16 protein-coding genes are annotated in these 19,100 nt (G+C 73.6%); 8 read left to right on the top strand and 8 right to left on the bottom strand.

The window, feature by feature from the left end; all coding sequences use genetic code 11:
• The first annotated feature begins 152 nt into the window (after positions 1-152).
• Entirely contained in the window at positions 153-905 is a 753-nt protein-coding gene (locus ABTX81_RS29185; RefSeq protein ID WP_350551570.1) for a hypothetical protein, read from the top strand.
• 100 nt (positions 906-1,005) lie between these two features.
• On the opposite strand, the gene ABTX81_RS29190 is transcribed toward ABTX81_RS29185, so the two are convergent.
• The 4 genes from ABTX81_RS29190 to ABTX81_RS29205 are packed head-to-tail and all read right to left on the bottom strand — an operon-like array spanning position 1,006 to position 6,936.
• Positions 1,006-3,498, bottom strand: coding sequence for a DEAD/DEAH box helicase (locus ABTX81_RS29190; protein WP_502892888.1), 2,493 nt, complete (start codon positions 3,496-3,498; stop codon positions 1,006-1,008).
• A 56-nt stretch (positions 3,499-3,554) separates the two neighbouring features.
• Complete coding sequence (locus ABTX81_RS29195) at positions 3,555-4,184, bottom strand: hypothetical protein (protein WP_350551575.1); 630 nt, start codon at positions 4,182-4,184, stop codon at positions 3,555-3,557.
• Positions 4,185-4,188: 4 nt separating this feature from the next.
• The gene (locus ABTX81_RS29200) at positions 4,189-6,462 is read right to left on the bottom strand and encodes a hypothetical protein (protein WP_350551578.1); all 2,274 of its coding nucleotides are present in this window, start codon (positions 6,460-6,462) and stop codon (positions 4,189-4,191) included.
• 24 nt (positions 6,463-6,486) lie between these two features.
• Complete coding sequence (locus ABTX81_RS29205) at positions 6,487-6,936, bottom strand: WXG100 family type VII secretion target (protein WP_350551581.1); 450 nt, start codon at positions 6,934-6,936, stop codon at positions 6,487-6,489.
• 224 nt (positions 6,937-7,160) lie between these two features.
• Here ABTX81_RS29205 and ABTX81_RS29210 point away from each other — a divergent pair, with 224 nt between their 5' ends.
• The gene (locus ABTX81_RS29210) at positions 7,161-8,372 is read left to right on the top strand and encodes an 8-amino-7-oxononanoate synthase (protein ID WP_350551584.1); all 1,212 of its coding nucleotides are present in this window, start codon (positions 7,161-7,163) and stop codon (positions 8,370-8,372) included.
• 242 nt (positions 8,373-8,614) lie between these two features.
• Entirely contained in the window at positions 8,615-9,151 is a 537-nt protein-coding gene (locus ABTX81_RS29215; RefSeq protein ID WP_350551586.1) for a hypothetical protein, read from the top strand.
• Here the strand turns inward: ABTX81_RS29215 and ABTX81_RS29220 are convergent.
• From ABTX81_RS29220 to ligD, 3 genes are all read right to left on the bottom strand, one after another.
• Positions 9,148-10,014, bottom strand: coding sequence for an aminoglycoside phosphotransferase family protein (locus tag ABTX81_RS29220; RefSeq protein WP_350551589.1), 867 nt, complete (start codon positions 10,012-10,014; stop codon positions 9,148-9,150). The genes ABTX81_RS29215 and ABTX81_RS29220 overlap by 4 nt on opposite strands.
• Positions 10,011-10,652: a GNAT family N-acetyltransferase gene (locus ABTX81_RS29225; protein ID WP_350551592.1), complete on the bottom strand. Its 642-nt coding sequence runs from the start codon at positions 10,650-10,652 to the stop codon at positions 10,011-10,013. Before ABTX81_RS29225 ends, ABTX81_RS29220 begins: the two co-directional genes overlap by 4 nt.
• Before the next feature lie 67 nt (positions 10,653-10,719).
• On the bottom strand, positions 10,720-11,730 hold the full coding sequence (ligD, locus tag ABTX81_RS29230) for a non-homologous end-joining DNA ligase (protein WP_350551594.1): 1,011 nt from the start codon (positions 11,728-11,730) through the stop codon (positions 10,720-10,722).
• A 66-nt stretch (positions 11,731-11,796) separates the two neighbouring features.
• Here ligD and ABTX81_RS29235 point away from each other — a divergent pair, with 66 nt between their 5' ends.
• Positions 11,797-12,858, top strand: coding sequence for an ATP-dependent DNA ligase (locus ABTX81_RS29235; RefSeq protein ID WP_350551597.1), 1,062 nt, complete (start codon positions 11,797-11,799; stop codon positions 12,856-12,858).
• Between the two features lie 36 nt (positions 12,859-12,894).
• On the opposite strand, the gene ABTX81_RS29240 is transcribed toward ABTX81_RS29235, so the two are convergent.
• Positions 12,895-14,358, bottom strand: coding sequence for a serine hydrolase domain-containing protein (locus tag ABTX81_RS29240; protein WP_350551600.1), 1,464 nt, complete (start codon positions 14,356-14,358; stop codon positions 12,895-12,897).
• Positions 14,359-14,638: 280 nt separating this feature from the next.
• Here ABTX81_RS29240 and ABTX81_RS29245 point away from each other — a divergent pair, with 280 nt between their 5' ends.
• The 4 genes from ABTX81_RS29245 (at position 14,639) to ABTX81_RS29260 (ending at position 18,786) form a co-directional block, all read left to right on the top strand.
• Positions 14,639-15,541, top strand: a complete 903-nt coding sequence (locus ABTX81_RS29245; protein ID WP_350551603.1) for an ATP-binding cassette domain-containing protein — start codon at positions 14,639-14,641, stop codon at positions 15,539-15,541.
• A complete protein-coding gene (locus ABTX81_RS29250; protein WP_350551606.1) occupies positions 15,538-16,194 on the top strand; it encodes a hypothetical protein in 657 nt (218 codons plus the stop codon). Before ABTX81_RS29245 ends, ABTX81_RS29250 begins: the two co-directional genes overlap by 4 nt.
• 327 nt (positions 16,195-16,521) lie before the next feature.
• Positions 16,522-17,550 (top strand): L-threonine 3-dehydrogenase, encoded by a 1,029-nt coding sequence (gene tdh, locus ABTX81_RS29255; RefSeq protein ID WP_350551608.1) that lies wholly within the window; start codon positions 16,522-16,524, stop codon positions 17,548-17,550.
• A 42-nt stretch (positions 17,551-17,592) separates the two neighbouring features.
• Complete coding sequence (locus tag ABTX81_RS29260) at positions 17,593-18,786, top strand: glycine C-acetyltransferase (RefSeq protein ID WP_350551611.1); 1,194 nt, start codon at positions 17,593-17,595, stop codon at positions 18,784-18,786.
• Positions 18,787-19,100 lie beyond the last annotated feature (314 nt).

Consider the following 19,100-nt stretch of genomic DNA (forward strand, 5'->3'; position numbering starts at 1 on the left):
CCGCCCCCGTGATCTTCACCACCCGTGACCTGCATACAATCTGCCGCATGACCACGCAGGGGGAGCGCACCCCGTCATCGGCAGAGCGACCGGACGGGCCACCGGCAGAGCACATGTCCGAACGGCCGGCCGGGACGTACCGGGGCAGACACGTGACCGCCCGTCGGGTCGTCGGCTGGATCGCCGTCGTCGGTGTGGTGGCGGCCGGCGGCTGGATCGTCACCCGCCCCACGCCCGGCGACTACATACCGGGGCTCGGCCCCTCCAGCAGGGAGGCGTCCAAGACCCCGCCGATCGTCGGCGACGCGCAGCCGCGCACCGTCGCCGATCCCGAGGCCCTGGACGTCGACGCCCACTTCCCCGCCCAACGGGTCGTCGAGTCCGGCACCTACAAGGGCAAGCGCTCCGGGGTGCGACGCGGCGAGAACTGCACCGAGGTGCTCCAGGACCGCACCCTGGAACTGCTGCGCGAGGCCGGCTGCAAGGGTTACCTGGGTGTCAGCTTCACCGCCCAGGACAAGCCGGTGCTCAGCAGCGTCACCTTGCTGCGCTTCGCCGACGCCCCGACGGCCGCCAAGGCCGCCGAGTCGCTGCGGGGCAAGCCCGGCTCGGTGGCGTTCATCCTCCCGGACGCCTCCGCCGCCCCCGCCCTGCCGGCCGCCCTGGCCCGGCCCGCCACCGAGCCGCGCGTCGAACTCGTCGGCCACTACGTGACGGTGACCAGTTCGCGGCCCGCCGACGCGCACCCCGGCGCCGGGACGGCCGGCGGCTCGCCCAGCCCCTCCGGTCCCTCGGTGAGCCCGCTGCCGGTGCCCTCGCCGAGCGCCGCCAACCTCGACCAGCTGCTCGAGGAGGCCACCCGGGCGATCTCCTTCACCGCCGGCGCGCCGTTCGTCTGGATGTAGCGGGCCGGTACGCGGTGGAGCCCGCCCCCTCCGAGGGGCGGGCTCCACCGCGTTCACCGACTGGCCGTCGACCGTCCGTCGACTCCCGGCCGACCGTCCGTCAGCCGCCCAGCCGGTCCACGGCCGTGACCCGCAGCACCGCGCGGCCCTCCTCGTCCGAGCCGTACAGGTCGACCTCGGCGCTGATGCCCCAGTCGTGGTCGCCCTCCGGGTCGTCGAAGATCTGCCGCACCCGCCAGGCCGAGTCCTCCTGCTCGATGATCAGCATCTTCGGGCCGCGCGCGTCCGGACCGGTGCCCAGGTCGTCGTACTCCTCCCAGTACCCGTCCAGGGCGTCCGCCCAGCGGTCCGCGTCCCAGCCGTACTCGCCGTCCAGCGCGCCGAGCTCGTCGTACTGCTCCAGCGCGCACAGCTCCACCCGGCGGAACATCTCGTTGCGCACCAGCACCCGGAACGCCCGCTCGTTGGCCGTCACCGGCGCCGGCTTCTCGTCCAGCACCACCTCGGCGGCCTGCGGCTCGGTCGGGTTGGCCAGCTGCTCCCACTCGTCCAGCAGGCTGGAGTCGACCTGGCGGACCAGCTCGCCGAGCCAGGCGATGACGTCCTTCAGGTCGTCGTTCTTGACGTCCTCGGGAACGGTCTGCTCCAGCGCCTTGTACGCGCCGGCCAGGTAGCGCAGCACGATGCCCTCGGTGCGGGCCAGCTCGTAGTGGCCGACGTAGTCCGAGAAGGTCATCGCCCGCTCGTACAGGTCGCGCACCACGGCCTTCGGCTGCAGCTGGTGGTCGCCGATCCACGGGTGCGCCCGGCGGTACACCTCGTAGGCGTGGGTGAGCAGCTCCTCCAGCGGCTTCGGGTAGGTGATCTCCTGGAGCCGCTCCATGCGCTCCTCGTACTCGATGCCGTCGCGCTTCATCTCGCCGACGGCCTCGCCGCGCGCCTTGTTCTGCTGCGCGGCGAGGATCTGGCGCGGGTCGTCGAGGGTCGCCTCGACCACCGACACCACGTCCATCGCGTACGACGGCGAGGCCGGGTCCAGCAGCTCGAAGGCGGCCAGCGCGAAGGTGGACAGCGGCTGGTTGAGCGCGAAGTTCTCCTGGAGGTCCAGGGTCAGCCGCACGATCCGGCCCTCGGCGTCCGGCTCCGGCAGCCGCTCCACCACGCCGCCCTCCAGCAGCGAGCGGTAGATGGCGATCGCGGTGCGGATGTGCCGGCGCTGCGCGGCGCGGTCCTCGTGGTTGTCGGTGAGCAGCTTGCGCATCGCCTCGAAGGCGTTGCCGGGCCGGCCGATCACCGACAGCAGCATCGCGTGGCTGACCTTGAACCGGGAGACCAGCGGCTCCGGGTCGGCGGCGATCAGCTTCTGGAAGGTCTCCTCGGACCAGCCGACGAAGCCCTCCGGCGCCTTCTTGCGGACGATCTTGCGCTTCTTCTTCGGGTCGTCGCCCGCCTTGGCGACGGCCTTCTCGTTCTCGATGACGTGCTCGGGTGCCTGCGCCACCACCTGGCCGACCGTATCGAACCCGGCCCGCCCGGCCCGCCCGGCGATCTGGTGGAACTCCCGGGCGCGCAGGATCCGCACCCGCTGCCCGTCGTACTTCGAGAGCGCCGTGAACAGCACCGTGCGGATCGGCACGTTGACACCCACGCCCAGCGTGTCCGTCCCGCAGATCACCTTCAACAGGCCCGCCTGGGCGAGCCGTTCGACCAGCCGCCGGTACTTCGGCAGCATGCCCGCGTGGTGCACGCCGATCCCGTGACGGACGTAACGCGACAGGTTGCGGCCGAACTTGGTGGTGAAGCGGAAGTTGCCGATCAGCTCGGCGATGGCGTCCTTCTCCGCCTTGGAGCACATGTTGATGCTCATCAGCGACTGCGCCCGCTCCACCGCCTCCTTCTGCGTGAAGTGCACCACGTACACCGGCGCCTGGCCGGTCTGCAGCAGCTCCTCCAGCGTGTCGTGCATGGTGGTGCGGCGGTACTCGTAGAACAGCGGCACCGGACGCGTCGCGTTGCGCACCACCGTCGTCGGCCGCCCCGTGCGCCGGGTCAGGTCCTCCTCGAACCGCCGCACGTCGCCCAGCGTCGCCGACATCAGCAGGAACTGCGCCTGCGGCAGCTCCAGCAGCGGGATCTGCCACGCCCAGCCGCGGTCCGGCTCCGCGTAGAAGTGGAACTCGTCCATGACCACCTGGCCGATGTCCGCCCGGGACCCGTCGCGCAGCGCGATCTGCGCCAGCACCTCCGCCGTGCAGCAGATGATCGGCGCGGTCGGGTTCACCGACGCGTCACCGGTCATCATGCCGACCTGCTCGGTCCCGAAGATCTTCACCAGGTCGAAGAACTTCTCCGACACCAGGGCCTTGATCGGCGCCGTGTAGAACGTCCGCTGCCCCTCCGCCAGCGCCGCGAAGTGCGCGCCGGCCGCCACCAGGCTCTTCCCCGAGCCGGTCGGCGTTGCCAGGATCACGTTGTTCCCCGACACCAGCTCGATCAGCGCCTCCTCCTGCGCCGGGTACAGCGTGATCCCGCGCTCCTCCGTCCAGGCGGCGAACGTCTCGTACAGCGCGTCGGGCGTGGCGGGCTTCGGCATCAGATCAAGGAGGGTCACCCGGCTATCTTGCCTGCTCGCCGCCACCCCCGGCAAAGCTACCCCGCCACCGCGGGCGCCCGATCGGCGATCTGCACGTTCGGGCACCCTTCCTGCCGAACGACCTCGGCGGCGGTACGGCGGGCGATGTCGGCGAAGAGCTGCGTGCGCTCCCTGGTGGGCAGGTCCGAGTCGAGGAAGCCGCCCCAGACGCGGATCTGCCGGTAGACGGCCCCGGGCCGTGCCGACCGGCCACTGTCGCATTTCAGCAGCAGCAAGGAGGCGTGGGTGTCCTGGAGCCAGGCCTCGACCCCGGCTCCGAAGTCGAGCACCGTGTCCCACCCTTGGCCGACCCTCCCGGTCTCGTCATCTCGTGTGAGGCGGTACGAGAGCTCGTCGGCCTGCCTTACCTCGATCTTCACCACGGGGTCCGTCTCCACCGGTTCCCAGCCGACGTAGCACTCGGCCTTGGCGCTGCGGCCCGACAGGTCGGCGTCGGTCGGCACCTCGACGGCCTTCCCCTCATCACTCATGAGCGTCCGCAGGTCGCTCGCCGTGACCAGCCCCCAGCACGCACTTGCCGGCACGTCCGCTGATCTCCAGGGCTGCCACCACCACAGCCCACCACCGATGAGCACCAGCGCCGCGACGCCGGCTGCGATCGCCAGCCGGCTGCGATTGCGTCGCATCGTGTCACTTCTTCTTGTCGTCCTCATGGGTCACCTGCCAAGGAATACTGTTGCCATTCGCGAACGCGCCCCCGATCTCGTGTTCCACGGCGGGGGCCAGGTCGTTGAGGTATTTCCGTTCGAGACCGGTTCGGGTTGCGGCATCACGGATCGCGTCCTGGACGGACCCCTGGGCACCCTCCAACGCCTGGTTGTGGGCCGCTTGAGCTTTGTTGGTGGTCTGCGCCTCGGTGTTCACCTCGTAGCTCTCGGCGATGCCGTCCATGATTTTGTCGACCATGTCGTTGGCGACTGGTCCGACGACCGGTGCCCGGTCCACGATCTGTCCGGCCGTCGCCCCCCAGATCGTGCCCGCCCATTCGCGCGTGGTCTTGACGGCCGAGTTGAACTCCTCGTCGTTGTTCCTTCCCTGGGTAAAGACCTCGTCGACCATGCCCTTGCTGAGGAGCCCGGCGACCGTGCCACCGGGCTGTGCGGATGTGAGGGCTGCGGCGGTCAGGTCGCCGTGGTCGGCGGGATGCAGCAGGACGTCGTTGATCGCTGCGGTGGTGTACGCCTGCTGCGCGGCTGCCACTGCGGCGTAGGCCTCCGGGTTGTGGCCGAGGGTGACCAGCAGCCGCTGCACGTCGATCTTGTCGAGGCGGGCGATCTGCCCGTTGATCGGCAGCACGGTGGAATCGCTGGCCAAGGCCTTCTGCACATCGCCCATGTAGGCACCGGCCATCTTGCCGAGGGACCCCTGCAGCTCGCCGAAGAGCGCCTTGTCCTTGTCGTAGAGCAGCGCGGACGCGTTCTCTCCGCCGAATACGCCTACCGTCGTCCGCATCACCTGCGCCATCTCCTTGGTGTGCGGCGGCAGCGGCCCCGTCTCGTCGTCGTACGCCCGGCCGGTCGCCGCCGCCTCCAGGGCATGGCCGAGCGCCTCCACCTGCAATGGCCCCGCCTTGCCGTTGTTCGGCCCGAGCGGGTAGGAGACGTCGCGCAGCGGCGAGCGCTCGCCCGTGTCGGTGAGCAGTTTGAAGTAGAGGTTCGTCCCGCCCGTGCTCTTCACCGAGCCGTCCGGCCAGTACGTCGTCGGCGGGTCGGTGAAGAACTTGGTGGCCGCGTCCGGGCTGTGCCCGAGCGCGTTCAGTACCGAGCCCATCGGGTTGAACCCGTGGTAGTTGCCCTTCTCGTCCGGTGTACCGGTGAACCAGAAGTCCTGGAACGGCGCGCCGCCCTTCATCGCCACCGCGTCCCAGCGCGCCGGGTTCTCCTGGGTGAGCTGGGTGACGTGCTCGGCGATCGGCTTCAGGAACGCGGCGTCGTAGGTGCCGTGCTTCAGGACGTTGCCGAGGATCTGGTAGCCGTACGGGCTGGAGTCGTAGTCGGTACCGGGCGCCAGCTGGATGTGCCGGCTCCCGGCCCGGCGCAGCCGGTCGCCCCAGTCCGGGGGCAGGTGCGGCTGCTGTCCGGTGCTGGTCGCGGTCGCCAGGGTGAGGCCGAGCCCCTCCTGGATGCCCTTGACGGCGTCCTTGCGGAGGGGGCTGCCGGCGAAGTCGCCGCTCTGCGCCAGCGCGCCGTAGGAGGCGAGGAACGTGCCCGGGTCCTGGCCGCCGTAGAAGGCGGTGGCGAACCGGGGGTCGCCGGAGTGGTGCTGGAGCAGCGCCTTCAGCTGCGCGAGCTGGTCGTCGCCGGCGGAGCTGCCGAGGCTGAGGATCTGGGCGGCCTGCTTGGCCTCCGCGTCCGCCACGCTGCCCAGCGGGGTGCTGTTGAAGCTCTTGGTGTCGTTGCCGGTGTCCATCGAGAGGGCCAGGGCGGCGGCGGAGTCGGCCTCGGTGGCCCGGTCCAGCGCTTTGCCGATCTCCTGCGCGGCGGCCTGGGCACTCGCCCGTTGGGTCTCGGCATAGTCGAGGTCGTGCTTGTCGGCCGGGTCGGTGGCCGGCGGCCAGTGGACGCTGCCGTCGGCGGCGACGGTCAGTCCCTGCTCGGTGGCGTGCTGGACGGCCACCTGGAGGTCCTTCTTCGCGGCGGCGAACTCGTCGTGGGCGTCGCGCAGCGTGCGCGCGATGGCCGAGGCCTCCTCGAACGCGGCGCGGATCTGGTCGCGCGCCTGGGTGAGGGCGGTGGCCGCGGACTCGGAACTGGGCCCGGTCCAGCCGGACTGCTGTACCGGGCCGATCACCTCGTTCTGGATCTTGGTCGAGAGGTCCCAGGTGCGGACCATCTTCTCGAAGTCGCCCGCCGCCGCGTTGAGGCTGGCGAGGTCGACGCTCTGGAGCTGGGTGTACGTCACCATGGCGGTCGGCCGGTCCGTCCCTTCTCAGTGCTGCTGCGCGAACTGGCTGTGGATCGCGGCCTCGGTGCTGTCGTAGTTCTGCGCGGTGGTGTGCAGGTTCTTGCCGATCGTCCCGACGGCCTCGCCGAGCGTGTGGGCCTGGCCCGACCAGACGCTCCACGCGGTGTTGAGGGCGGTGGACAGGCTCCAGCCCGCGAGCGCGGCGACCGCGCCGGTGACGTGTTGCGAGGGCTGTGCGCACTCGGTGCGCACGGACTCGCGCAAGGCACCGGCGTTGGTGCCGGCCTGGCGGATCAGTCCGGGGTTGGCCTTGACGGACGGCCCGCCAGCGGCCGGCGTCAGCGCGACGGGGGCCGGGGTCCCGGCGGCGGCCGCCGCGAGGTCGGGGAACTGCTTCTTCGCCTCTTCGGTGAGGTTTCCGGAACTGTCGAAGAGCCACGGGTTCATCCGTCGCTCGAATTCGAGGTCTGCCACCACGTCCCCCCAGGACTGTTCGACTTGTCCGGACACTACCGGGGGAGCGCGAACGATCGGCCGTCTTTTCGGGAATCGGGAAAGGGTGTTCGATAAATCAAACAAAGGATGAATGGAGAATGAATCCCAGGTTTCCTTGAGGTGTCGTTCGGGTTCTCCTTCGCCCGGCCGTGTGCCCCGGCGCACGTTGCCGGGTTCGTGTGGGGCGTGCCAGAGTGCCGGGCATGGCCAACCGCACCGTGTTCCAGGCGTCCGAGGTGGGCGATGCCGCCGTTGATCCCGCCGCCGTGTTCGACTGGCTGGACGAGAGTGCCGGGCAGCGGGCGCGGGCCGGGCTGACGCGGACGTTGCGGAGCCGGGCCGCCGACGACGGGGTGCTCGACCTCGCGGGGAACGACTACCTGGGGCTCACCCGGCATCCCGACGTCACCCGGGCCGCGGCCGACGCCGCGCTCCGCTGGGGTGGCGGCGCCACCGGGTCGCGGCTGGTCACCGGGACCACCGCGCTGCACACCGAGCTGGAGGAGGAACTCGCGGACCTCTGCGGGGCCGAGGCGGCGCTCGTGTTCTCCTCCGGGTACACGGCCAACCTGGCAGCGCTCACCGCGCTCACCGATCCCGACACGCTGATCGTCTCCGACGCCTACAACCACGCCTCGCTGATCGACGGCTGCCGGCTCGCCCGCGCCGACGTCCACCGCGCCCCGCACAGCGACCCGGCCGCCGTCGCGGGCATCCTCGCCGGACGCGCTCAGCGGCGCGCCCTGGTCGTCACCGACTCCGTCTTCTCCGTCGACGGCAACGCCGCCCCGCTCGTCGAACTCGCCGCCGCCACCCGGCGGCACGGGGCCGCGCTGCTGGTCGACGACGCCCACGGGCTGGGTGTGCTCGGGAACGGTGGTGCGGGCGCCACCGCCGCCGCCGGCCTCGCCGGGGCGCCCGACGTCGTCACCACGGTCACCCTCTCCAAGTCCCTCGGCTCCCAGGGCGGCGCCGTCCTCGGCCCCCGCCGGGTCGTCCGCCACCTCACCGAGACCGCGCGCACCTTCATCTTCGACACCGGCCTCGCCCCCGCCGCCGCCGGCGCCGCCCTCGGCGCGCTGCGCCTGCTGCGCGCCGAACCGCAGCGGGCCGAACGCGTCCGGGAGGTCGCCCGGGCCCTCGCCGCCCGTCTCACCGCCGCCGGCCTGCACGCCTCCGCCCCCGACGCCGCCGTGGTCTCCGTGCGGGCCCCCGGCCCCGAGGCCGCCGTCGCCTGGGCCGCCGACTGCCGCCGCGCCGGCCTCGCCGTCGGCTGCTTCCGCCCCCCGTCCGTTCCTGACGGCGTCTCGCGGCTGCGGCTCACCGCCCGGGGCGATCTGACGGATGACCAGATCATCGAGGCGGTGCGGATCATCGCCGCCACCGCTCCCCGGGAGGCGGTCGGCCGGGCCTGAACGATGTCGCCGGCCGGCCCCGGCTGTCGGCCCGCCGGGCCGTGCGGATCGCGGCGGGCCTCGCGCGCTGCCGCTGATCGCCCTCGCGGCGGTGCCGGCCGGCGGGGCTCTCAAGCGGACGGCCGGTTCCTTCTGCGTCGCGTCCACGGTCTCCGAGTAGCGCGCCGCACCGGCCCGAACCGGACGGCACGGCTCCGCGTCCCTGAGGGTGAGGGGTCGAGGAGACGGAGTGAGGAGCGGTGATGGACCGGGACGTTCGACGGGCGGCGGCGAAGGCGCTGGTCCCGGTCGCGGCGGTGCTCGTGCTGCTGGTCATCGGCGGCTGCGCGACGGCCCACGCCGGTGAGGGGCTCGCCTACGCGGGCGGACTCGCCGGGACCCGCGGTGTGCTGGTCGCCGACCAGTGCCTGCGCACCGACCCGAACCGGCCCGCGCTCGGCCCGACCGGCGACTGCCGCGGCACCTTCTTCCCCGACGACGGCGGCCCGGCCGACGAGCACGCCTGGACGGACTGGCGGATCGACACCCAGGAGCGCGTCCCGGTCTCCTGCGCCGCCGACGGCGAGTGCCGCCTCGCCGGCACCGGCGGGGTGCTGTACTGGCTGAGCCTCCTGCTGCTCGCCCTCGCCGCCTTCCCCTTCGCCGGGTTCGTCGCCGTCCACGGACTGCTGCGCCACCGGGACCGCTCCCAGCGCAAGCGGGTCGTCCTCGGGGTGGCCACCGCCGTGCTGCCGGCCTGCGCGCTCGCCACCTTCGCGGGAGCGCTGGCCGCCCGCTAGAGGCCCGCCAGCTCCCGCAGGAAGTGGGTCCCGGCGTCCCGGCGGCCGGCGGCCAGGCGTGGGCCGGCGATCACCACCGCCGTCGCCCGGCACCAGGCCAGCACCCGCTCGACGTCCGCGCCCGGCACCAGCGCCGCCAGCTCCGCGATCCGGGCCGTCAGCGCCGGCCGGTCGGCGACGCCGTCCAGCGCCCAGTCCACCAGGTCGAAGTCCGGGTCGCCCAGGCAGGCGCGCGGGTCGATCGCCACCGGACCGTCCGGGCCGAGCAGCACGTTCGCCGGGTGCAGATCGCCGTGCACCAGCGCCACCGGGGCGCCGCCGCCGGTCAGCTCACGGGCCAGCGCCCGCGCGTCCGCCGTCGGCACCCCGGGCGCCCGGCGCCCGGTCAGCTCGAACAGGAAATCCAGCCGCTCCGCCAACGGCGGCAGTGCCACCCCGTCCACCGGCACCGACCGCAGCGCGCCGAGCAGGCCCGCCACCTCCGCCGGACGCCACCCGGACGCGCGCAGCGGCGTCCCCGGCGCGACGTCCGCCAGCAGCAGCGCACCCGACGCCGCGTCCTCCGCCAGCAGCCGCACCACCGAGGGCAGCTCCCGCCACGCGCCCAGCGCCGCCGCCTCCTGCCCGGCCACCGCCGAGTCCGGCGTCAGCTTCAGCCACACCGCCGCGCCGTCGGCGAGCCGCGCGCAGCGGAACACCCGTGACGTGCCGCCCCCGCCGGCCTCCCGCACCGCCAGCCCCCAGCGGGCCGCCAGCGCGTCCACCAGCTCCGGCAGCCCCGCGCACCACGCCCCGGCCTCCGGCCCGAAGCGCACCACCAGCCGCGCCCGCACCTCCTCGGGCACCACCGCGAGCGCGCTCACGGCCGCCCCACCACCAGCAGCGTCTCCGCCCCGACCGGCCGGTAGCCGGCCGCCTGGAAGGCCCGCACGCTGGTCGCGTTCCCCGGCGCCTGCTGCGACCACACCCGGTCGCCCTCCGGCAGCAGGTGCCGGGCCGCCAGCGCCAGCGCCCGCCCGAGACCGCGCCCGCGCGCCGCCTCGTCCACCTCGATCGCGCACTCCCAGCGACCGGCCACCCCGCGCCCGAGCACCAGCACCCCGCGCCCGCCGTCCGCCTCGAACACCCGCACGTCCTCGCGGTAGCGCAGCGCCCGCACCACCCGCGGATGCTCCCGGTCCTCGACCGCCTCCAGCGCGAGCGACGGGGCGCCCGGCAGCCGGTCCGCCACCGTCAGCAGGTCGATGTTGCCGTTCACCCGGCCCGTCCGTCCGGCGAACGCGCTCAGGAACGGCGGGCACAGCGGCGCCGCCAGCGGATCGCTCGGCACCGCCGCCAGCGCGGCGCGCACCCACGCCGGGTCCTCGTCGGTGAACACCACCGCGTGCGCGGAGAACGCCACCACCCCCGCCTCACGCGGCGACGGCTGCGCCACCACCGTCACCGACCCGTCCGCCGGCGGGAACACCCCGCCCGCCGCGTCCGCCAGAATCTCCCGCAACCCCCGTGCACCCACCGTGCGCCCACCCCTCCATGATCCTTCGTGGGCACTCAGCCTAGACCGTCGCTCAGGCCTTCTTCCGGGCCCGGCTCGGCTGCACCCGGGTCGGCTCGCCCGCCGCCTTCGGATGGTCCGGCGGGTACGGCAGCTCGCCGTGCGCGCCCTCCGCGACCTGCCGCTCGTACAGCTCCAGCAGCCCCTCCAGCCGGAACGGCTCGTCCTCCATCCCCGCGTGCACGTCCCCCAGGTCCGCGAACCGGGCCGGCAGCGTCCGCAGGTCGAAGTCCTCCGGCAGCACGTCGTCCAGCTCCTCCCAGCGCAACGGCGCCGAGGCCGTCGCCCGCGGCCGCGCCCGCAACGAGTACGCCGAGGCGATCGTGCGGTCCCGCGCCATCTGGTTGTAGTCGACGAAGATCCGCTCCCCGCGCTCCTCCTTCCACCACGCCGTCGTCACCCGCCCCGGCAGCCGCCGCTCCAGCTCCCGGCCCAGCGCGATCACCGCGTGCCGCCCGTCCGTGAACGTCCACTGCGGCACCAGCGGGACGTACACGTGCAGCCCCCGCCCGCCCGAGGTCTTCGGCCACCCCCGCAGCCCCTGCTCCTCCAGCACCGCCCGCAGCTCGTGCGCCGCCCGCACCGCGTCCTTGAAGTCCGTGCCGGGCTGCGGATCCAGGTCGATCCGCAGCTCGTCGACGTGCTCGGTGTCCGCGCGCCGCACCGGCCACGGGTGGAACGTCAGACACCCCAGGTTCGCCGCCCACAGCACCGCCGCCGGCTCGGTCGGGCAGATCTCGTCCGCCGAGCGGCCGCTCGGGAACGCGATCCGCGCCGTCGGCAGCCACTCCGGCAGGCCCTTCGGCGCCCGCTTCTGGTAGAAGAACTCGCCCTCCACCCCGTCCGGGAACCGCTGCAGCGTCGTCGGCCGGTCCCGCAGCCCGCGCAGCGCGCCGTCCGCCACCGCCAGGTAGTACTCCGCGACGTCCAGCTTGGTGAATCCCCGCTCCGGGAAGTACACCTTGTCGGGGTTCGACAGCCGGACGGTGCGCCCGGCGACATCCAGTTCCACGGCAGAGCCCATGCCCCTCACGCTAGGCGAGCCCCGCCCGCCGCGCGCCCCGGAGCGTTCGGCGCGAGGATCGGGACCATGGACCTGCCCGTGATGCCGCCCGTCGCCCCGATGCTCGCCAAGTCCGTTGCGAAGATCCCGCCCGGCATGCAGTACGAGGCCAAGTGGGACGGCTTCCGCACCATCGTCTTCCGCGACGGCGACGAGGTCGAACTCGGCAGCCGCACCGGCAAACCCCTCACCCGCTACTTCCCCGAACTCGTCGACGCCCTGCGCCGCGAGACCCCCGGCCGCTGCGTCCTCGACGGCGAGATCGTCATCGCCCGCGACGGCCGCCTGCGCTTCGAGGAACTCCTCGAACGCATCCACCCCGCCGCCAGCCGGGTCAGACTCCTCGCCGAACGCACCCCCGCCTCCTTCGTCGCCTTCGACCTGCTCGCCCTCGGCGACGACTCCCTCCTCGACCGGCCGCTCGACGCCCGCCGGCACGCCCTCGAAACCGCCCTCGCCGACGCCGCCGACCCCGTCTTCACCGCCCCCACCACCACCGACCGCGACCTCGCCGGGACCTGGTTCGCCCAGTACGAGGGCGCCGGCCTCGACGGCATCGTCGCCAAACCCCTCGACCAGCCCTACCGGCCCGGCGAACGCGCCATGTACAAGATCAAGCACGAGCGCACCGCCGACTGCGTCGTGGCCGGCTACCGCGAACACAAGAGCGGCCCCGTCGTCGGCTCCCTGCTGCTCGGCCTGCACGACGCCGGGGGCCGCCTCCAGCACGTCGGCGTCTGCGCCGCCTTCCCGATGGCCCGCCGCCGCGAACTCGCCGAGGAACTCGCCCCGCTGCGCACCACCGACCTCGCCGCCCACCCCTGGGGCGCCTGGGCCGACGAAGCCGCCCACGCCGACGCCCGGCTGCCCGGCGCCACCAGCCGCTGGACCGGCGGCAAGGACCTCTCCTGGGTCCCGCTGCGCCCGGAACGCGTCATCGAGGTCGCCTACGACCACATGGAGGGCACCCGCTTCCGGCACACCGCCCAGTTCCGCCGCTGGCGCCCCGACCGCACGCCCGGGAGCTGCACCTACGAGCAGCTGGAGGAGCCGGTCTCCTACGACCTGGCCCGGGTGCTCGGCGGCTGAGCGCGGCCGCGCCAGGGGCGGCCGCGCCCAGGGCGGTCAGGCCGACTGCTCCGGCGGCTTCACCGTCGAGGACGCCTTGACCGACGGCTCCGCCGACGGCTCGTCCGCGTCCTCCGGCGCGGCCGGCAGGTCGTAGACGTTCCCCGGCGAGACGATCTCCGTGATCGCCTTCGCGAACAGCGTCGACGGCGCCGAACCCCGGTACTCGACGTCGGTGTTCAGCAGCACCACCAACGACGCCTGCGCCGACGGCAGGTACACCGCCACCGACTGGTAGCCCGGCAGCGAACCGTTGTGCCCGATCCACCCGTGGTTGTTGAACACCCCCAGCCCGTACCAGGTGCCCGGCACCTGCGAGGGCTGCGGTTCCAGGCGCTGCGCCTGGGTCTCCGGCTTCAGCAGCGTCCCGGTGGCCAGCGCCTTCGCCCACTTCTTCATGTCCGCCTGGTCCGAGATGGCCGCCCCCGCCGCCCAGCCCCACGACGGGTTCCAGTCCGTGGCGTCGGCGATCGTCCCGTCCGCCGTCTGGTTGGTGTAGCCGCGCGCGTGCGGCTGCGGGAACGCGCTGTCCGTCGGGAACACCGTGCGGTCCAGGTCCGCGGGCTCGAACACCTCCTTCTTCAGGAACTCCCCGAGCGGCCGCCCGCCCACCTTCTCGATCACCTTCCCCAGCAGCACCGTGTTGGTGTTGGAGTACTCGAACTCCGCGTCCGGCGCGAAGTTCACCGGGTGCCGGAACGCGTACGCGAGCAGCTGATCGGGCGTGAACGCGCGCTGCGGGTCCGCCTGGAGGGTGCGCACGAAGTCCTCGTCCTGGGTGTACGAGAACAGGCCGCTGCGCATGTCCGCCAACTGGCGCAGCGTGATCTTCTCGCCGTTCGGCACGCCCGTCAGGTACTTGCCGACCGGGTCGTCCAGCCCCAGCTTGCCCTGGTCCACCAGGCGCAGCACACCGGTGACGGTGAAGGTCTTGGTCAGGCTGCCGACCCGCATGTTGAGCCCGGTCACCATGGCCGTGCCCGGTACCCGTTCGGACACCCCGAAGGCCTTCAGGTACTCGCCCTGCGGCGTCGACACATTGACGATCACCCCCGGCACCGAGGCCTGGGTCAGCACCCGCTTCACCGCCTCGTCCAGCTTCGCCGTGACCTCCGGCGTCAGCGGCACCGTCGTTCCGCTCGTCGTGGCGGCCGGGGGAGTGGGCGACTTCGGCGACGGGCTCACCGGTGTGACGGTCGCCGTGGGGGAGGGGCTGATCCGGGGGGACGGGCTGATCTTGGGCGACGGGCTGGCCTGGGGCGACGGGCTGAGCGCCGCCGGTGCGGCCGTCACCGCCCCGGCGGCCGGCGGCTCCGACGGCGAGGTGCCCGAACAGCCGGCGGCGGCCAGCAGCCCGGCCAGCGCCAGCAGCAGTGCGAGCGGGGCCGTGGGCCGCCCGGGGGGAGGAACGGCGGGCCGCCGCCGGGGAGTCGTGGCTCGGGCCGTCACGCGGTTGGTCATCTTCGGGGCGCCTCTCTGGGCCGGACGGACCCGGAGCAGGGCTCCACGGGCCCGCAAGGGGGAGCGATCGCCAACGTATGCGTCCTCGCAGCGCCCCGCGCGCCCACCGGCCGCCCGCTCGACCGAACGGACCCACGCGTCAGCCACCCGCCCCAACCCCGCTCGCGCGCCACCGCCGCACGCCCTCGCCGCCGTTACCCGCCCCCTACCCGCGCCCGAGTAGTGTGCGCACCGCCGGATCCGACGGGAGGGGGACACCGAGGTGCTGCACTGCGAGGCCGTGGCCGTCGGCAAACGCTACGGGCGCGGGCCGTGGATCCTGCGCGACATCGACCTGCGGCTCGCCCCCGGTGACGTGCTCGCCGTCCTCGGCGCCAACGGCTCCGGAAAGTCCACCCTGCTGCGCATCCTCGCCGGCCTCACCCGCCCCACCACCGGCCGGCTCACCGGTCCCGCCCCGGGCAGCCGCCGGGCCGCCGTCGGCTACGTCCCCGACCGGTTCGCCGCCCAGGAACGCCTCACCGCCGCCGGCTACCTCACCCACCTGGGCCGGATCCGCGGTCTGCCCGTCACCACGGCCCGCCGCCGCGCCGGGGACCTCCTCGACCGGCTCGCCCTGGTCGGCGGCCCCGACGCGGCCCTGCGCACCCTGTCCAAGGGCAACGCCCAGAAGGTCGCGCTCGCCCAGGCCCTGCTGGTCCCGCCGGACCTGCTGGTGCTGGACGAACCCTGGTCCGGGCTCGACGCCTCCGCGCACACCGTCCTCGCCGAACTCATCGCCGAGACCGCCGCCGACGGCGGGGCGGTGGTCTTCACCGACCACCGGGAGGCCGTCGCCGAGGCCCGGGCCACGGCCACGCGCGCCCTCGCCGGCGGCCGGCTGACGGCGCGCGCCGACGCCGTACCGTCCGCGCCCGCCCCGCCCGCCCCGCCCGCCGAGATCGTGCTCACCGGCCCCCCGGGCCCGGCCGCCCCCGACTGGCAGGTCCTGCCCGGCGTGCTCGCCCTCGCCCGCCGTGGCCCCGAACTCCACCTGCGGGTCGAGCAACCGCACACCGACGCCGTCCTGCTCACCGCCCTGCGCCACGGGTGCTCCGTCCGCGCCGTCACCCGCCCCGCACCGCCGTCCGCCCCCGACGCGTCGTCCGCCGCCGCACCCGCCCCGAGGACCGCCGCCCGATGACCGCCCTCGTCCGCTACCAGCTCACCACCCTGCTGCTCTCCCAGCGCTACCTCGCCCCGCTGCTCCTGTTCACCGGCCTGGTCGCCGTCCTCACCAGCAACGACAGCGGCCCGCTCACCGCCGCCCACGGCGCCGCCGCCGCGGCGATGCTGCTCGCCGCCTGCTGGCTCACCATGGCGCTCACCGGCCTGGAGGACCGGCCGCACCGCGCGCTGCTCACCGCCGCCACCGGCAGCCGGCTGCGCCTGCTCACCGGTACCGTGCTCACCGCCCTGCTCGGCTGCCTGCCGCTCACCGCCCTCGGCCTCGCCCTGCCGTTGCTGGTCGGCACCCACACCCCCACCGCCGCCGACCTGCTCCTCGGCACCGAGGCCCAGCTGACCTGCGCCTGCACCGGCACCGCCGTCGGCCTGCTCGCCTCCCGGCCCGTGGTCCGCCGCCAGGGGTACGGGCTGCTGCTCGCCCTCGCCCTGCTCCTCGCCCTGACCGTGAGCAAGGGCCTGCCCCCGGTCAACCTCCTGCTCACCCGGCTCTCCGCCCACCACGACTCGGCGGACCTGCTCGCCTCCACCGCCCTGCTGCTGGCGCTCGCCGCCGCCCTCCTCGCCGCGGCGGCCGCCCTCGCCCACACCGTCGCCGCCCGCCGGGACTGACCCGGCGGGCCGCCCGCCGGGTCCGCCCGCACCGGGGGCGCGCACCCACCGGCGCAGCGCCCCGCGCGCCCTGAACGCGCCCCGCGCGCTCCGCCGTCGGAGTGCCGACCGGCACGCCGCGACCGCCCCCGACCCCAGCTCGGGCACGATCGTTTAGCCGAGCTGTCGCGGCCCTTAAGAATTCCTCGATGGACCGCACCCCCTCCCACCAGGCAGATTTCTGCCTGCCCGGAAAGCGGACACCATCGGCCCCGCAGGCCGCCACCCGCCGGGCCCCGCCGGCCTGCCCACACCAGGCCGCCCCACCGTGCGTCAGGAGCCACCGCCGTGAAGGCACTCGTCAAGCAGAACGCCGAGCCCGGACTCTGGATGATGGACGTCCCCACCCCGGTGATCGGCGCCGGCGAGGTCCTCATCAAGGTGCTGCGCACCGGCATCTGCGGCACCGACCTGCACATCCGCAAGTGGGACGGCTGGGCCCAGCAGACCATCAGGACCCCGCTGGTCCTCGGCCACGAGTTCGTCGGCGAGGTCGCCGAGACCGGGGCCGGCGTCACCGACATCGCCGTCGGCGACCTGGTCAGCGGCGAGGGCCACCTGGTCTGCGGCAAGTGCCGCAACTGCCTGGCCGGCCGCCGCCACCTGTGCCGCAACACCGTCGGCCTCGGCGTCAACCGCGACGGAGCGTTCGCCGAGTACGTCGCGCTGCCCGCCTCCAACGTCTGGGTCCACCGCGTCCCCGTCGACCTCGACGTCGCCGCGATCTTCGACCCCTTCGGCAACGCCGTGCACACCGCGCTGTCCTTCCCGCTGGTCGGCGAGGACGTGCTGGTCACCGGCGCCGGCCCGATCGGCATCATGGCCGCCGCCGTCGCCAAGCACGCCGGCGCCCGCAATGTGATGATCACCGACGTCTCGCCCTACCGCCTCGACCTCGCCCGCAAGGTCGGCGTCTCGCTGGCGCTCGACGTCTCCGAGCACACCATCGAGGAGGGCCAGCAGAAGCTCGGCCTGCGCGAGGGCTTCGACGTCGGCCTGGAGATGTCCGGCCGCCCCGAGGCGCTCCAGTCGATGATCGCCAACATGACCCACGGCGGCAAGATCGCCATGCTCGGCCTGCCCGCCGAGGAGTTCCCGGTCGACTGGGCCTCCGTCGTCACCTCCATGCTCACCATCAAGGGCATCTACGGGCGCGAGATGTTCGAGACCTGGTACGCGATGTCCGTCCTGCTGGAGGGCGGCCTCGACCTCAGCCCCGTGATCACCGGCCGGTACCCCGCCGGCGACTTCGAGGCCGCCTTCGACGAGGCGGCGAGCGGCCGCTGCGGCAAGGTCATCCTCGACTGGACCGCCTGATCCCCCTCGCCACCCCCGTTGCCACCCCGCTTAGGAGCAGCTGTGATCGACACCGTGCGCGACGACCTCGCCGCCACCCTCGACGAGATCCGCGAGGCCGGCCTCTTCAAGCCGGAGCGGGTGATCGGCACCCCGCAGAGCGCCGCCGTCACCGTCACCGCCGGCGGCACCCCCGGCGAGGTGCTCAACTTCTGCGCCAACAACTACCTGGGCCTCGCCGACCACCCCGAGGTGCTCTCCGCCGCCAAGGACGCCCTCGACCGCTGGGGCTACGGCATGGCGTCCGTCCGCTTCATCTGCGGTACCCAGGACGTGCACAAGGAGCTGGAGGACCGCCTCTCCGCGTTCCTCGGCCAGGAGGACACCATCCTCTACTCCTCCTGCTTCGACGCCAACGGCGGTGTCTTCGAGACCCTGCTCGACGAGCGCGACGCCGTCATCTCCGACGCCCTCAACCACGCGAGCATCATCGACGGCATCCGGCTCTGCAAGGCCCGCCGCCACCGCTACGCCAACCGCGACCTCGCGGACCTGGAGCAGCAGCTCAAGGAGAGCCAGGACGCCCGCCGCCGCCTGATCGTCACCGACGGCGTCTTCTCGATGGACGGCTACGTCGCCCCGCTGCGCGAGATCTGCGACCTCGCCGACCGCTACAACGCCATGGTCATGGTCGACGACTCGCACGCCGTCGGCTTCGTCGGCGCGCACGGGCGCGGCACGCCCGAGCTGCACGGCGTCATGGACCGCGTCGACATCATCACCGGCACGCTGGGCAAGGCGCTCGGCGGCGCCTCCGGCGGCTACGTCGCCGCGCGCCGCGAGATCGTCGCGCTGCTGCGCCAGCGCTCGCGCCCGTACCTTTTCTCGAACTCGCTCGCGCCGGTGATCGCCGCGGCCTCGCTGAAGGTGCTGGACCTCGTCGAGCAGTCGAGCGAGCTGCGCGAGCGGCTGGCGGCCAACACGGCGCTGTTCCGCTCCAGGATGACCGAGGCGGGCTTCGAGATCCTGCCCGGCGACCACCCGATCGCCCCGGTGATGATCGGCGACGCCGCCAAGGCCGGCCGCCTCGCCGAACTGCTGCTGGAGCGCGGCGTCTACGTGATCGGCTTCTCCTACCCGGTCGTGCCGCACGGCCAGGCCCGGATCCGGGTGCAGCTCTCCGCCGCCCACAGCACCGAGGACGTCGAGCGCGCCGTCGCCGCCTTCATCGAGGCCCGCGCCGCCCTGGGCGAGTAACCGCCCCCCCGATCGCCCGTGGCGCGTCCGCTCGGAACCGGACGCGCCACGGGCTCGCCGGCCGCCTTCCCGCACGGCCGACCCGGCCCGCCTTCCCGCACGGCCCCAGAACCACCTGCCCCACCCTCCCGCCACGGGAGTGGAAAGTCGGCCCACCCGACTTCCCACTCCCGTTCGCGGTTTCCCGGGCGGTTTCCCGCCCACCCCCCCGTACTCCCGTCGTGCCACCCGGGCGGTTTTCCGCCCACCCCCGGCACCCCTGTCGTGCCACCCGGGCGGTTTTCCGCCCACCCCCGGCACCCCTGTCGTGCCAC

This window comes from Kitasatospora sp. NPDC097605, assembly GCF_040302725.1.
Lineage (GTDB): Bacteria > Actinomycetota > Actinomycetes > Streptomycetales > Streptomycetaceae > Kitasatospora.